Source organism: Azospirillum sp. FG154 (assembly GCF_057809575.1).
The window spans coordinates 399,108-412,938 of the sequence record NZ_JBMDKF010000002.1 but is presented as its reverse complement, the minus strand read 5'-3'; the positions used below and the strand labels follow the sequence as shown (position 1 = coordinate 412,938).

The following is a 13,831-nucleotide window of genomic DNA, read 5'->3' as shown; positions in this document are numbered from 1 at the left end:
CCCACACACAGTCCCATTCATCAGGGGGGCATCATCATGTTCCTTCGTTCGCTGTCGCACGCCGTCATTCTGGGAGCTGTCGCCTTGGGAGCCATGGCGCTTCCGGCGGTTGCCCAGGACCGCGTCACCATCAAATTCAGCCATGTCGTGACCGCCGACGCGCCAAAGGGAAAGGCCGCCGATTATTTCAAAAAGTTGGTCGAGGAGCGAACCGGCGGGCGCGTTGTGGTCGAGGTGTACCCGAACAGCCAGCTTTACAAGGACAAGGAGGAGATCGAAGCCCTGCAGTTGGGCGCGGTGCAGTTGCTCGCCCCCGCTTACGCCAAGCTGGGATCGATGGGGCTGCGGGAGTTCGAGGTTTTCGATCTGCCTTATCTCTTCGACAGCATGAGCGACGCCCAGGCGGTCACACAAGGCCCCATCGGGCAGGAGCTTTTGAAAAAGGCCGAATCCCGTGGCATCACCGGCCTGGCCTTTTGGGACAATTCCTTCAAGCAAATGACCGCCAACCGGCCGCTGCGGATGCCGGAGGACTTCAAGGGTCTGAAGCTGCGCATCCAATCGTCCAAGGTTCTGGACGCGCAAATGCGCGCGCTGAACGCCCTGCCGCAGGTGCTGGCCTTCTCCGAAGTGTATCAGGCGTTGCAGACCGGCGTGGTCGATGGGCAGGAAAACCCCTTTTCCAACATCTACACCCAGAAGTTCCACGAGGTGCAGAAGGCGCTGACCATCACCAACCATGGCTATCACGGCTACCTTCTGCTGACCAACAAGCGCTTTTGGGATGAATTGCCCGCCGATCTGCGCGGGGTGCTGACCGCCGCGATCAAGGACACCACGGCCTATTTCAACAGCATCGCCAAGCAGGACGACGACGCGGCGCTCGACGCCATCCGCAAATCGGGCAAAACCGACATCGTCGAACTGACGCCCCAGGAAAAGGCCGGTTTGAAAAAAGCGCTGCTGCCGGTTCACAAGATGATGGCGGCCCGCGTCGGCGACGTGCTGATCCAGAGCATCTACAAGGCGACCGGATTCGATCCCTCGACCTTCTGATCCGGCGTGCCCCGGGGGGAGCGGCGCTTCCCCCCCTCCGTTCTGTTCCAACCGGCTGCGCCATGCCGCGCCACGGAGTTTTCATGTTTTTGAAATGTCTTAATCGCCTGGAGGAAATCCTCATTGCGACGCTGATGGGGGCCGCGACCACGATCATCTTTGTGGCGGTGGTTCACCGTTACGCCTCGGGTCTGCCGGTCATCCAGAATTACATCCTGCATTGGGATTTCGCCTGGGCGCAGGAGTTGTGCATCTACATGTTCGTGTGGATGGCCAAATTCGGGGCGGCCTATGGCGTGCGCACCGGGATTCATGTTGGCGTCGATGTGGTCATCAACCGGCTGGAACCCGCCGCGCGGGGCCGTTTCATCGTGATCGGTCTGCTGGCGGGGGCGTTGTTCACCGGCGCCGTCGGGTCCCTGGGGGCCAATTTCGTCTGGCACATGGCGCAGACCGAGCAGACCTCGGCCGATCTGGAATGGCCGATGTGGATCGTCTATCTGGCGATCCCGTTGGGATCCTATCTGATGTGCTTCCGCTTTCTCCAGGTCATGGCCGCCTTTCTGCGCACCGGCGCGTTGCCGCATCACGATCACGGCCATGTTGACGGACTGGAGGACGGGGACGCGCCGCCGGTTGGCGTCGCCACCCCATCGCCCACCGACACCACCCGTTCCTAAAGGGGCCACGCCATGAGCGCCGCCGTCATTTTTGGCCTGTTGCTGGTCCTGATGCTGACCGGCATGCCGATTTCCATTTCGCTGGGTCTGACCGTTCTGACCTTCCTCTTCACCATGACCGAGGTTCCGGTGCAGGCGGTGGCGCTGAAGCTGTTCACCGGCATCGAGAAGTTCGAGATCATGGCGATCCCGTTCTTCATTCTGGCGGGAAATTTCCTGACGCACGGCGGCGTCGCCCGCCGGATGATTCTGTTTGCCACGTCGATGGTTGGCCATTGGCATGGCGGCTTGGGGTTGGCTGGTGTTCTTGGTTGCGCGCTGTTCGCGGCGGTGTCGGGATCCAGCCCGGCGACGGTTGTGGCCATCGGTTCCATCATTTTGCCCGCCATGGTGCGGCAGGGTTTCCCGCGCCACTTCGGCGCGGGCGTCATCACCACGTCAGGCGCGCTGGGCATTCTGATTCCGCCCTCAATCGTGATGATCATGTATTCGGTGGCGACCAGCGGCAGCCAACATTCGGCGTCTGTCGGGCAATTGTTCATGGCCGGGGTGATTCCCGGTTTGATGCTGGCGGCGCTGTTGGGTGGCGTGACCTGGCATCGGGCGCGCAAGTTCGGCTATCCGCGCATGCCCAAGGCCAGCGCCGGGGAACGCTGGCGCGCGTTTCGTGACGCGATCTGGGGCCTGTTGCTGATCGTCATCGTCATTGGCGGCATCTACACCGGGGCGTTCACCCCGACCGAAGCGGCGGCGACGAGCGCGGTCTACGCCTTCGTCATCGCGGTGTTCGTCTACAAGGACATGCCGTTGATGGGGGTGCCCAAGGTGCTGTTGTCATCGGCCAACATGTCGGCGATGCTGCTCTACATCATCACCAACGCCGTGCTGTTCTCCTTCGTCCTGACGTCGGAAAACATTCCGCAGCACGTCGCCGATTGGATCGTCGCGCAGGGCTTTGGCGTCATCGCCTTTCTGCTCGTGACCAATCTGTTGCTGCTGATGGCGGGCAATTTCATGGAGCCGTCCTCCATCGTTCTCATCATGGCCCCGATTCTGTTCCCGGTGGCGGTGACGTTGGGCGTCGATCCGGTCCATTTCGGCATCATCATGGTGGTCAACATGGAGGTTGGCATGTGCCACCCGCCAGTCGGCCTCAACCTCTACGTCGCCAGCGGCATCACCAAGATGGGCATCACCGAACTGACGGTGGCGGTGTGGCCGTGGTTGCTGGCGATGCTGGGCTTTCTCGTTCTCATCACCTACGCGCCCATTCTGTCGCTGTGGTTGCCCCGGACGCTCGGGATGATGTGAGCCTGCGGACGCCGCCATCCCGGATGGAGATGGCGGCAATCGCGAACCGGAACTTGAACCCATGCCCGATTGGACGATGATTGCTGGAAAAACAAACAAATCATCCAATCGCGTCACATGACGTTCGGATCGGGAGGAAAAACAATGGACGATTCCGTTTCCACAAGAACAATGGCAAAAATCACCAGGCGGTTTTTGCCCATTCTGTTTGTGTGTTTTGTCATATCATTTCTTGATCGCGTCAATGTCGGGTTCGCGGCGTTGACGATGAACGTGGATATCGGGCTGTCCGCCGCCCAATTCGGTTTTGGTGCGGGATTGTTTTTCATCACCTACGTCCTGGCGGAGGTTCCGTCGAATCTGGCGCTGGAGCGCTACGGCGCGCGGCTGTGGATCGCGCGGATCATGGTGACGTGGGGCGTGCTGTCGGCGGGAACCGCCTTTGTGCAAGGCCCCACCAGCTTTTACACGGTGCGCTTGCTGTTGGGCGCGGCGGAAGCCGGGTTCTTCCCGGGCATCATCTTCTTCCTGACCCATTGGGTTCCGCCCGCCTATCGCGGTCGCTTCATCGGCGCGTTCATGGCCGCCATGCCGGTGGCCAGCGTCATCGGCTCGCCGGTGTCCGGGCTGATCCTGGGGATGGATGGGGTTTGGGGTCTGCATGGCTGGCAATGGCTGTTCCTCATCGAAGCGCTTCCGGCCATCCTGCTGGCCCCGGTCGTCTATGTCGTGCTGTCTGACAAGCCCGATGACTGCGATTGGTTGGCGGACGACGAGCGGGCTTGGTTGGGCAAGGGCTTGGTTGGGCAAGGCTCTGGCGCAGAACGAGGGCGCGCCCGTCGCGCATGTCGGCCTGTGGCGTGTGATCCGCACCCCGGCGGTTCTGCTGTTGGCGGTGGCGTGGCTCGGCCTGACCGGGATCAACTACGGCCTCAGCTTTTTCATGCCGCAAATCGTGTCCGGGTTCGGCGGCTCCAAGCTGACGGTCGGTCTGCTTTCCGCGCTCCCCTTCGCCTGCGCCGGGATCGCCATGATCCTGTGGGGCGCGCGGTCCGACCGGCTGGGCGAACGCCGCCGTCACATCTGTGGGGCGGTGCTGCTGTCCATTGTCGGTCTGATCGGCACGGCGTTTTCCAGCACGCTGGTCGTGAAGCTGGTGTTTCTGTGCGTGGCGAGCGCCGGTATTTTCTCCGCCCTGCCGCTGTTCTGGTCGCTCCCGCCCACCGTCCTGCCGCGTGCGGCCTTTGCGGCGGGCATCGCCGCCATCAACGCGGTGGGCAATCTGTCGGGTTTCATCCAACCGACCATCATGGGGCAGTTCCGCGACCGCTTTGGCGGGTTTGAAGGGGGGCTGGGGTCCATCGCCGTCTGCGCGACCATCGGCGTCCTGCTGATCTGGCGGGTGTCCCGGCCGTCGCCGGGTCTTGCGACCAACAGCCCCGTTCATTCCTGATGCGTGAGGACAACGCGCCATGACCCCCGCTTTCGATGCCGCCACCCGGACCGGCTTGCCGGAATACGAGGTGTACGCGGTCAAATACGCCGAATTGAAAGGTCGCCCCTCGACCGACATCTTTCTGGGCAGCGATCCCCACGACCCGGCCGTGGACATGGATTACTTCGTGTGGGTGATCCGGTCCGGCGCGACGGCCATCGTCATCGACATGGGCTTCACCCGCGCGGTCGGGGAGCGTCGTCGCCGAACCTTCCTGCGCTGCCCGGGGGAAGGGTTGGCGCGGCTGGGGGTGGATCCAGGCCGGGTGACGGACGTCATCGTGACGCACCTCCACTACGATCATGTCGGCAACTACGCGCTCTTCCCAAACGCCACTTTCCACATCCAGGACAAGGAAATGGCCTTCGCCACCGGGCGGATGATGCGGCGCCGCTGCCTGTGCGCGGCCTACGAACCCGAGGATGTGGTGGAACTGGTGCGCAATGTCTTCAAGGGGCGCGTCGCCTTCCACGACGGCGATGATACGCTTGCCCCTGGGGTATCGGTTCATCTGGCGGCGGGCCACACCGCCGGTTTGCAGTTCGTCCGGGTCAACACGCGCCGTGGCTGGCTGGTGCTGGCGTCCGACGCCTGCCATTATTACCGTCATCTGGAACGGAACGAGGTGTTTCCGCTCGTCACCAATCTTCCGGCCCTGCTGGACGGCTATGACCGCTTGCGCCGTTTGTCGTCCGATCCGTCCTTGGTCATTCCCGGTCATGATCCGCTGGTGATGGCGCGCCATCCACGGGTTGCCGAAGATCCGGACGGTTTGACGATCCGGCTGGATTGACGCGTGCCGCAGAATGACAAGAGTGTGAGGGCGTGATGAGATTGCGAAACCCGCTGTTCGCTCCGGCGGATTCGGAACGGAAAATCAGCAAGGCGCTGGCCTCGGCGGCGGACGCCGTGATCCTCGATCTTGAGGACAGCGTCGCGGTGTCCGCCAAGGAGGCGGCGCGCCTTTCGGCAGCGGCGGCGATCACCGGCCATCGGCAGCGGTCAGGGGAGCGTCCGGGTTTGATCGTGCGCGTCAACCCCTATGGCACGCCGTGGCATCTGTCTGATCTGGCGGCGGTGGTCGCCGCCGGGCCGGACGCGATCCTGCTGCCCAAATGCAACGGGCCGGAGGATCTGCGGCGGCTCGACCATCATTTGGAGGCGCTGGAAACGGCGGCGGGGCGGACGGTTGGCGGCATTGGTGTTTGGGCGCTGGCCACCGAATCCGCCCTGGCGCTGCAAAACCTCCACTACCGGGGGGTGACGCCCCGTTTGCGCGCCTTGCTGTTCGGGGCGGAGGATCTGTCCGCTGATTTCGGCATCGCGCCGAGGCGTCCCGACGGGCGATGGACCGCGCCCATTGCGGCGGCGCGCGCCGCTCTGCTCACCGCCGCCGCCGCCGCCGGGGTTCCGGCCATCGACACGCCCTTCCCCGACACGCGCGCGCCCGACGCCCTGTTGGCCGAAACCGCTGCGGCGGTCAGCGACGGCTTTTCCGGCAAGCAATGCATCCACCCCGATCAGATCGACCCGGTGGCCGCGCTGTTCACCCCGTCGCCGGACCGCGTCGCCTGGGCGCGCGCGGTGCGGGACCTGTTCGCGGGCAACCCGCAAAACGGCGTTCTCACCCTGGACGGTCGGATGTTGGATGGTCCCCATCTGAAACTGGCCGAACGCATCCTGAGCGCCGCCTCCGCCGACGGCGACGCGGCGGACGGAACCGCCTGACGCCATCCCAGGCCCGCCACAGACACAGCCGAAGGAAACCACCCATGATCCGTTCCGTTCCGGCTTTCATCGAGGGCTATGGGCCGGTCGAACCGTTCGCCGGGGCCTTCGCCCGTTTGGGTCCGGCCACCCGGCGGTCCGTAACCCGGCAGGCCGTCCGTCCCGGACAGACAAAGCTGCTGCCCTCCATCCGGGCGGCCATCGAAGCCTGCGGTCTGAAGGACGGGGCCACGGTGTCGTTCCACCACCATCTGCGCAACGGCGACGATGTGCTGCGCGCGGTGATGGCGGAGATCGCGGCGATGGGATTCCGCGACATCACGGTCGCCGCGACCTCGCTGTTTCCGGTCCATGCCCCCTTGGCCGATCACATCCGCAACGGGGTTGTCAGCGGCATCAGCGCCACCTACATCCTCGGCCCCGTCGCCGAGGCGATCGCCGCCGGGGCGCTGCCGACACCGGCGGTTCTGTTGACCCATGGCGGGCGGGCGCGGGCGTTGGAGGCGGGCGACATCTGCATCGACGTCGCCTTTGTCGCCGCCCCCACGGCGGACCCCTATGGCAACATCAACGGCGTGCAGGGCAAATCGGCCTGCGGCGCCCTGGGCTATCCGATGGTGGACGCGCGCTGCGCCGACCGGGTGGTGGCCATCACCGACCATCTCGTTCCCTACCCGGCCTGTCCCATCGACATCTCGCAGGAGGACGTCGATTTCGTCGTGCCCATCGACAGCATCGGCGACCCGCAGCGCATCGTGTCGGGCATCACCCGCGTCACCACCAAGCCGGAGGGCAAGGCGATTGCGGCGATGGCGGCGGTGGTGATCGACGCGTCCGGCCTGTTGAAGGACGGGTTTTCCTTTCAGATGGGCGCTGGCGGCGTGTCGTTGGCCGTCGCCGACACGCTGAAAGCCATCATGACCGAACGGGGCATTGTGGGAAGCTTTGCGGCGGGCGGCATCACCGGAACCCTGGTGGACATGCTGGAGGCCGGGCTGTTCCGCACCCTGTTCGATGTCCAATGTTTCGATCTGAAGGCGGTCGATTCCTACCGCCGCAACCCGGCCCATCAATCCATGTCGGCCTCGCAATACGGCAACCCCCACACCTGCGGGGCGGTCGTCAACCAGCTCGACGCCATGATGCTGGGCGCGGCGGAGGTCGATCTGGATTTCAACGTCAACGTCACGCTTGGCAACAACGGCGTCATCCTGGGCGGTTCCGGCGGCCACAGCGACACGGCGGCGGGGGCCAAGCTGGCCTTGGTGACAACGTCGCTGGCGACGAACACCCATCCCAAGATCGTTGAACGGGTGTCCTTCGTCACCACCCCTGGCGAAACCATCGACGCCGTCGTGACCGAGGCGGGCATCGCCGTCAATCCCCGGCGGGAGGATCTGCGCGAGCGGCTGCGCGACGCCGGGTTGCCGGTCGTGTCCATCGACGAGCTTCAACACAAGGCATCCCTGCGCGAAGGCGTGACGCCGCCGTCGGTCAACCCGGCGGAGGGCCGGATTCTCGCCGTTGGGCAATATCGGGATGGCACGGTGATCGACGTCATCCGCGCCAACCCCGGTTGACGAATCCGGCATCGACGCGCTCCCTCCGACTGACCGACGACGGATCCATCCGATCATGACCGCCCCGCTTGCCGATTCCCCCCGCGCGCTGCTGCGGCGCCTGTTCGACGCGGCGGTGAACGCCGCCCAGCCCAACCATTGCCTGCCGCCGCATCTGCCGGAACCGCCCAAGGGGCGGCTGGTGGTGATCGGCGCGGGCAAGGCGTCCGCCTCGATGGCCCGCGCGGTCGAAACCCATTGGCCCGGCCCCCTGTCGGGCCTGGTGGTGACGCGCTATGGCTACGCGGTTCCGTGCGACCGCATCGAGATTGCCGAGGCGGCCCATCCGGTCCCGGACGCGGCGGGTCTGGACGCCGCCCGGCGGATGATGGAGACGGTGCGCGGGCTGACGGCGGACGACACCGTGCTCTGTCTGATTTCCGGCGGCGGATCGGCCCTGTTGGCTCTGCCGCTCGACGGGGTGACGCTGGAGGACAAACAGGCGGTCAGTCGCGCGCTGCTGCGATCCGGGGCGACGATTTCGGAGATCAACTGCGTTCGGCGTCACCTGTCCGCCATCAAGGGCGGGCGGTTGGCGGCGGCCTGCCATCCCGCGCGGGTCGTCACCCTGCTGATGTCCGACGTGCCGGGCGACCATCCGGGCGACATCGCGTCCGGGCCGACGGTGGCCGACGCCACCACCTGCGCCGACGCCCTGGCCATCCTCGACCGTTTCGCCATCGATGCTCCGCCACGGGTGCGGGCGGCTTTGGAAAGCGGGCGAGGGGAAAGCGTCAAGCCGGGCGACCCGCGTCTTGCCCGCAGCGAAACCCGCATGATCGCCACCCCGGCCATGGCGTTGGAGGCCGCCGCCGCCGTTGCGCGGGCGGCGGGCTATCCCGTCCACATTCTGGGGGACGCCATCGAGGGGGAGGCCAAGGACGTCGGGACCACGCTGGCGGGAATCGCCCTGCATGTGGCCAAGCGGGACCAGCCGTTCGCCGCGCCGTGCGTCCTGCTCTCCGGCGGGGAAACCACCGTGACCGTGCGCGGGCAGGGGCGGGGCGGCCGCAATGTGGAGTTCCTGTTGGCCTTCGGCGTCGCTGTTGACGGGCATCCCCGCATCCACGCCCTGGCGGCGGACACCGACGGGGTGGACGGCGTCGAGGAGATCGCCGGAGCCACTCTCGGCCCCGACAGCCTGCGGCGGGGCTGGGCGCTTGGGCTGAACCCCAAGGACCGTTTGGCCGACAATGACGGGCACGGTTATTTCGGGGCCTTGGGCGACAGCCTCGTCACCGGGCCGACCCTGACCAACGTGAACGATTTTCGCGCCATTCTGATCGACCGCCCCTGAGGGCGGCGATCCTCTTGCTAAGGACACGCTCATGAACATCGTGGTGCTTGATGGCTGGACCCTGAATCCGGGCGATCTGAGTTGGAGCGGCATCGAACGGCACGGCGATCTGACCGTGTACGACCGCACCGCCGCTGACCAGATCGTGGAGCGGATCGGCGACGCCGCCGTGGTCTTCACCAACAAGACTCCGCTGACGCGGTCGGTGTTCGATCGCTGCCCGGCGCTGCGCTTTGTCTGCGTTCTGGCGACCGGCTACAACATCGTGGATGTGGCGGCGGCGCGGGACCATGGCGTTACCGTCTGCAACATTCCGACCTACGGCACGGCGTCGGTGGCGCAATACGCCACGGCGCTGCTGTTGGAACTGTGCCATCACGTCGGGCGGCACAGCGACGACGTGCGGGCGGGTGGTTGGGCGCGCTCGCCCGACTGGTGCTATTGGCTGGCCCCGTCCATCGAGTTGAACGGCAAGGCTCTGGGCGTGGTTGGTTTCGGGCGGATCGGGCAGGCCTTTGCCCGGGTGGGGCAGGCGCTTGGCATGTCCGTGCTGGCGTTTGACGCCCACCCGGATCGGAGTTTGGAAAGCGAAACGCTGCGCTGTGTGGAGCTTGATCGCCTGTACGCCGAATCCGACGTCATCAGCCTCCATTGCCCCCTGTTCGACTCCAACCGGGGCATGATCGACAGCACGGCCATCGCCAGGATGAAACGCACGGCCCTGCTGTTGAACACCTCGCGCGGGCCGTTGATCGTGGAACAGGATTTGGCCGATGCGTTGAACGCCGGTCGCATCGCCGGGGCCGCGCTCGATGTGCTGTGCGAGGAGCCGCCGCGCCCGGACAACCCGCTGCTGACCGCGCGCAACTGCATCGTCACGCCCCATATGGCGTGGTCGACCATTGAGGCCCGGCGGCGCATGATGGCGATCGCCGAGGAAAACCTCGTCGGTTATCTGACCGGACGGATGGTCAATGCGATTTCCTGACAGAGGGGACGGCATGACGCGTTTTGAGGAATTGCGGAATTGGATTGGTCGCTCGGAGCGCGCTGAGGACATCGCCACCCAGGCCCCTTTGACCGGGCTGGCGGCGACGCTGGACCATGACGCCCCGCCCTGGCGCGCGGGCGAGGTGCCGCCGCTTGGCCATTGGTTGTACTTCCTGCCGAGCGCGCCGCAACGCGATCTGGCCGGGGACGGCCACGCCCACAAGGGCGGTTTTCTTCCCCCGGTGGATCTGCCTCGCCGCATGTGGGCGGGGGGCCGCCTGTCCTTCCATCACCCCATCCGCAGCGGCGAGGCCATCAGCCGCCAATCTGTCATTGACGACGTCGAGCTGAAACAGGGCCGCTCGGGCCAGATGGTGTTTGTGAAGGTCCGGCACGAGATCGCCACCGCCACCGGCCCCGCCGTGACCGAAATCCACGACATCGTGTATCGCGAGGCGGCCAAGCCCGACGACCCGCCCCCAGCGGGAGAGCGGCCTGCCGAGGAACCGATCTGGAAGCGGTCGCTTGTTCCTGATCCGGTGCTGTTGTTCCGCTATTCGGCGCTGACCTTCAACGGCCATCGCATCCATTACGACCGCAGCTATTGCCGCAAGGTCGAGGGTTATCCGGGGTTGGTCTTCCACGGCCCTCTCAGCGCCACCTTGTTGGTCGATCTGTATCTGCGCCATAAGCCGGGGACGTGGATTACGGGCTTCCGCTTCCGGGCGAAACGGCCCTTGTTCGACATTCATCCCTTGACCGTGTGCGCGGCGCCAACCGCATCCGGCGCGCGGATGTGGGTTACGGATCATGAGGGCTTCGTCGCCATGTCCGCCGAACTGGACGCGGGGTGAGTTGGAGTGGCCTGTGAAAAGTGGAGAGTATCCGTTTTGATCAAGCTGTTTTCTGTTGCCAGGCTGTTCCTTTTCGGAGGAGTGCGTTGGCGATGGTGACGAGCTTCCGCATGACGGCGGTGATGGCGAGTTTGGCTGGCTTCCCGGCATCGGTCAGGCGGGTGTCGAGCGCTTTGAGATCGGGGTTGAACCGGGTGGCAGCCAGAGCTGGCATATAGAGGGCGCTGCGCAGTCCTGCTCTTCCACCACGGATGTGGTCTTTTCCTTTCCAGTGTCCGGACGCCTGGGTCATGGGAGCAAGTCCGGCGGGGCTGGCGGCCTGCTTGGTGTCCATGGCGCCGAGCTCCGGCATTTCGATCAGGAGCATGGCGGCGGTCAGTTCACCGACGCCAGGAATGAACCGCGCCGGGATTGTCAGCGGCTCCCACTCCTGAGAGGATGGAGCGACGATGAGCAAGACAACGAACAAATTTTCCCCGGAAATCCGGTCACGGGCGGTCCGCCTGGTTCTCTCGAATGGGTCGATTGGTTCAACAACAGGCGCCTGCTCGAACCCATAGGAAATATTCCGCCAGCCGAGGCCGAGCGACGTTATTATGCCGACAGGGAGACCATGCCAGTAGCCGCGTGACTCACGAACAATAGCCGCCGACAATCCCGGCGCGGTTCATTTATTCTACTTCAGCGGCTTACGTTCAATCGGGCCAGAGTCGACAGTATGATGAATGGTGCTGCGCTGGCTCCTAGAAGCACACCGAACAATGCTTTGCCCAGCACAGTTGACCATTGGGACACTGTGCTCCAACCGGAAATCCACAGCATGGCTGTTCCGACCGGAACGAAGAGGGCGGCCCAGACGATCCCTAAGACAAACGCCAGGGCGACGACACCCTTGGGAAGCGCACGACTCCAATCATCCAGGTCGCTCCAATCGTACGCCGGAAGCCGCTCCCCCTTGCTGAGGCGTTTGCGCAACACGGCCGGCAGGATCAGCGCCATTGTGAACACCGGCAAGGCGGAACTGGGCAGCAAGTCAAAGACCAGACCATCGACTCCCCAGACAGGCACCGGCTCGTGCCCGGAAAAGACAAGCCATGCGATAACCGCCATGATCACACCATTGACGGTTCCGGCTATGGCCATCTCCACGATCAGGAAGTGACGCAGGTCGGCGCAGGTTGTAGATTGAACGGTGACCATGGTTCGATCCCTTTTGAATGACCGATAAAATACGTCTGCCTTACCGTAGCGGCACGGGTGGTGCGACGGCTTGTCTTGGCGCGGTCGACACGACGGGGACTTCTTGACGGTCCTCCTATGCGGCTGGCCGGATATTCACCGTAGAACTGAACATGTTGGAGGGATCATATTCACGCTTGATGTGGGACAATCTTTCATAGTTGTCGCCGAAGCAGATTCTCCCCAAATCCGGCTCCGTCTCGCTGGTGAAGCTCAACATGACCTGTCCGGTCGAGTAGGGCTTGAGATCGTTCCATACCCGGCGGACCCATTCGATGTTCTTCTCCGCGTCGGCGGGATCGGTCCAACGGCTCAGCACGAAGCCGTTGACCTTGGCGTCGCGATGGTAGAACGCGGTGTCTGTCGGACCTGGTTTCCGCATCGCCCCGTGTTGGGGCCCCCAGAGTATGATCGCGTGTGGGGACGGGGGATTGGCCATTGCCTTCAGCATGATGTCGATGGCCTCGTCCGGCAAATGTTTGAAAAGGTGGGTGTTGACCGCATAGCTGTACCCGGCTTCGCCATCCAAATCGGCCATCCCCTGCATCTCCGTCAGCGAAACCGGACGCATTGCGTCCTGCACCGGCTTGCCGAAGGAGCGCAATCTTTCCAGCGCTGTGTCGTTCGCTTTCCCTTGGAGTGCGCTCTTCGTCATAAACAGGACGGTGGGTACTGGAACGCCGGGCGGTGACGGCAGTATCACCAGATTCGAGAACAGTTCTGGTGGTAGTTCCGGATCCTCCGTGTATCGCGCCCAACCCTTGGCAGCCGCTTCCACATCTGGACCGGCATAGACGATGACGCCACCGGTCAGCGGCGGCAGGTCGTGGACGCGAAACTCGAGTGACGTAATGACGCCGAAGTTCCCCGCACCTCCGCGAATCGCCCAGAACAGATCGGGATTTTTCTGGGCGTCGATCTTGCGTATCTTGCCGTCGCTGGTGACGATCTCGGCCGAGATCAGGTTGTCCACCGCAAATCCGGCCTCACCGGAGAACCAGCCGTAGCCACCACCCATCATCATCCCTGCGACGCCGACCGTCGACGTCATAGGACCCACCGCGTAAAGCTTGTGTGGTTCGAGCGCCATCTGCAAGTGACCGATCCGTACGCCGGGTTGGACAACAACCCGCTTTCCGACAGGATCGACGTCGATATTCATCATCTCGGACAGGTCAATGGTCATGCCACCGTCACGCAGCGCAAAGCCGGCCGGGTGGTGTCCGCAGGATTTCACCGACAAAGGCGTATTGGTGCTGCGCGCATAGTCGACGCAGCGGGCAACGTCGTTCGCATTGCTGCATTTGGCAATGAATGCCGGCTTCTTCTTCCACCAGCCATTCCAGAGTTCCGTGGCGATTTGATATTTGATGCCGCTCTCCGGGGTGAGGACCGGGCAACCCAGCTCCTGCTCGAGCGCGGCGGCCTGCCACTTCGTGGCTGCCGCGAAGGCAGGAAATCCGGGAACCGCCGCCAGGGCGGCGAGGGCTTTCAGAAGGGGGCGGCGTGAAATCGTCATGGCCTAACAACCTCCAATTGATTTACAATCCCGGATTGGTGTC

Annotated in this window: 14 protein-coding genes and 1 pseudogene; 11 read left to right on the top strand and 4 right to left on the bottom strand. The window is 64.2% G+C overall.

Annotated elements, in window-relative coordinates:
* The first annotated feature begins 36 nt into the window (after positions 1–36).
* The 3 genes from ACODS4_RS04035 (at position 37) to ACODS4_RS04025 (ending at position 3,047) form a co-directional block, all read left to right on the top strand.
* On the top strand, positions 37–1,056 hold the full coding sequence (locus tag ACODS4_RS04035; RefSeq protein ID WP_488860955.1) for a TRAP transporter substrate-binding protein: 1,020 nt from the start codon (positions 37–39) through the stop codon (positions 1,054–1,056).
* A gap of 83 nt (positions 1,057–1,139) precedes the next feature.
* Complete coding sequence (locus tag ACODS4_RS04030; RefSeq protein WP_488860953.1) at positions 1,140–1,736, top strand: TRAP transporter small permease; 597 nt, start codon at positions 1,140–1,142, stop codon at positions 1,734–1,736.
* A 12-nt stretch (positions 1,737–1,748) separates the two neighbouring features.
* Positions 1,749–3,047 (top strand): TRAP transporter large permease, encoded by a 1,299-nt coding sequence (locus ACODS4_RS04025; RefSeq protein WP_488860951.1) that lies wholly within the window; start codon positions 1,749–1,751, stop codon positions 3,045–3,047.
* A 113-nt stretch (positions 3,048–3,160) separates the two neighbouring features.
* Here ACODS4_RS04025 and ACODS4_RS04020 read toward each other — a convergent pair whose 3' ends face one another.
* Entirely contained in the window at positions 3,161–3,376 is a 216-nt protein-coding gene (locus ACODS4_RS04020) for a hypothetical protein (RefSeq protein ID WP_488860949.1), read from the bottom strand.
* Between ACODS4_RS04020 and ACODS4_RS04015 the strand changes: the two are divergent.
* The 8 genes and pseudogenes from ACODS4_RS04015 to ACODS4_RS03980 all read left to right on the top strand — a co-directional run.
* A pseudogene (locus ACODS4_RS04015) lies at positions 3,309–3,734 on the top strand (MFS transporter); the annotation flags it as partial. The gene ACODS4_RS04020 and the pseudogene ACODS4_RS04015 sit on opposite strands and share 68 nt — an antisense overlap.
* A gap of 61 nt (positions 3,735–3,795) precedes the next feature.
* Positions 3,796–4,500, top strand: a complete 705-nt coding sequence (locus ACODS4_RS04010) for an MFS transporter (RefSeq protein ID WP_488860947.1) — start codon at positions 3,796–3,798, stop codon at positions 4,498–4,500.
* A gap of 19 nt (positions 4,501–4,519) precedes the next feature.
* A complete protein-coding gene (locus ACODS4_RS04005) occupies positions 4,520–5,335 on the top strand; it encodes an N-acyl homoserine lactonase family protein (protein WP_488860945.1) in 816 nt (271 codons plus the stop codon).
* A 35-nt stretch (positions 5,336–5,370) separates the two neighbouring features.
* Positions 5,371–6,270: an HpcH/HpaI aldolase/citrate lyase family protein gene (locus ACODS4_RS04000; protein ID WP_488860996.1), complete on the top strand. Its 900-nt coding sequence runs from the start codon at positions 5,371–5,373 to the stop codon at positions 6,268–6,270.
* Between the two features lie 44 nt (positions 6,271–6,314).
* On the top strand, positions 6,315–7,850 hold the full coding sequence (gene citF / locus ACODS4_RS03995) for a citrate lyase subunit alpha (RefSeq protein ID WP_488860943.1): 1,536 nt from the start codon (positions 6,315–6,317) through the stop codon (positions 7,848–7,850).
* 55 nt (positions 7,851–7,905) lie between these two features.
* A complete protein-coding gene (locus ACODS4_RS03990) occupies positions 7,906–9,186 on the top strand; it encodes a glycerate kinase type-2 family protein (RefSeq protein ID WP_488860941.1) in 1,281 nt (426 codons plus the stop codon).
* Between the two features lie 31 nt (positions 9,187–9,217).
* On the top strand, positions 9,218–10,174 hold the full coding sequence (locus ACODS4_RS03985; protein WP_488860939.1) for a D-2-hydroxyacid dehydrogenase: 957 nt from the start codon (positions 9,218–9,220) through the stop codon (positions 10,172–10,174).
* A gap of 13 nt (positions 10,175–10,187) precedes the next feature.
* Positions 10,188–11,030, top strand: a complete 843-nt coding sequence (locus tag ACODS4_RS03980) for an HTD2 family dehydratase (RefSeq protein WP_488860937.1) — start codon at positions 10,188–10,190, stop codon at positions 11,028–11,030.
* A 40-nt stretch (positions 11,031–11,070) separates the two neighbouring features.
* On the opposite strand, the gene ACODS4_RS03975 is transcribed toward ACODS4_RS03980, so the two are convergent.
* From ACODS4_RS03975 to ACODS4_RS03965, 3 genes are all read right to left on the bottom strand, one after another.
* Entirely contained in the window at positions 11,071–11,487 is a 417-nt protein-coding gene (locus ACODS4_RS03975; RefSeq protein ID WP_488860994.1) for a transposase, read from the bottom strand.
* Positions 11,488–11,711: 224 nt separating this feature from the next.
* Complete coding sequence (locus ACODS4_RS03970; RefSeq protein WP_488860935.1) at positions 11,712–12,230, bottom strand: hypothetical protein; 519 nt, start codon at positions 12,228–12,230, stop codon at positions 11,712–11,714.
* A gap of 115 nt (positions 12,231–12,345) precedes the next feature.
* Positions 12,346–13,788, bottom strand: coding sequence for an FAD-binding oxidoreductase (locus ACODS4_RS03965; RefSeq protein ID WP_488860933.1), 1,443 nt, complete (start codon positions 13,786–13,788; stop codon positions 12,346–12,348).
* Between the last annotated feature and the right edge of the window lie 43 nt (positions 13,789–13,831).

Bases quoted from the DNA above. Each gene is read 5' to 3' on its own strand.
- ACODS4_RS04035 (WP_488860955.1), top strand. From the start codon at position 37: ATGTTCCTTCGTTCGCTGTCGCACGCCGTCATTCTGGGAGCTGTCGCC.
- ACODS4_RS04030 (WP_488860953.1), top strand. From the start codon at position 1,140: ATGTTTTTGAAATGTCTTAATCGCCTGGAGGAAATCCTCATTGCGACG.
- ACODS4_RS04025 (WP_488860951.1), top strand. From the start codon at position 1,749: ATGAGCGCCGCCGTCATTTTTGGCCTGTTGCTGGTCCTGATGCTGACC.
- ACODS4_RS04020 (WP_488860949.1), bottom strand. From the start codon at position 3,376: ATGAAAAACAATCCCGCACCAAAACCGAATTGGGCGGCGGACAGCCCG.
- ACODS4_RS04010 (WP_488860947.1), top strand. From the start codon at position 3,796: ATGACTGCGATTGGTTGGCGGACGACGAGCGGGCTTGGTTGGGCAAGG.
- ACODS4_RS04005 (WP_488860945.1), top strand. From the start codon at position 4,520: ATGACCCCCGCTTTCGATGCCGCCACCCGGACCGGCTTGCCGGAATAC.
- ACODS4_RS04000 (WP_488860996.1), top strand. From the start codon at position 5,371: ATGAGATTGCGAAACCCGCTGTTCGCTCCGGCGGATTCGGAACGGAAA.
- citF (WP_488860943.1), top strand. From the start codon at position 6,315: ATGATCCGTTCCGTTCCGGCTTTCATCGAGGGCTATGGGCCGGTCGAA.
- ACODS4_RS03990 (WP_488860941.1), top strand. From the start codon at position 7,906: ATGACCGCCCCGCTTGCCGATTCCCCCCGCGCGCTGCTGCGGCGCCTG.
- ACODS4_RS03985 (WP_488860939.1), top strand. From the start codon at position 9,218: ATGAACATCGTGGTGCTTGATGGCTGGACCCTGAATCCGGGCGATCTG.
- ACODS4_RS03980 (WP_488860937.1), top strand. From the start codon at position 10,188: ATGACGCGTTTTGAGGAATTGCGGAATTGGATTGGTCGCTCGGAGCGC.
- ACODS4_RS03970 (WP_488860935.1), bottom strand. From the start codon at position 12,230: ATGGTCACCGTTCAATCTACAACCTGCGCCGACCTGCGTCACTTCCTG.
- ACODS4_RS03965 (WP_488860933.1), bottom strand. From the start codon at position 13,788: ATGACGATTTCACGCCGCCCCCTTCTGAAAGCCCTCGCCGCCCTGGCG.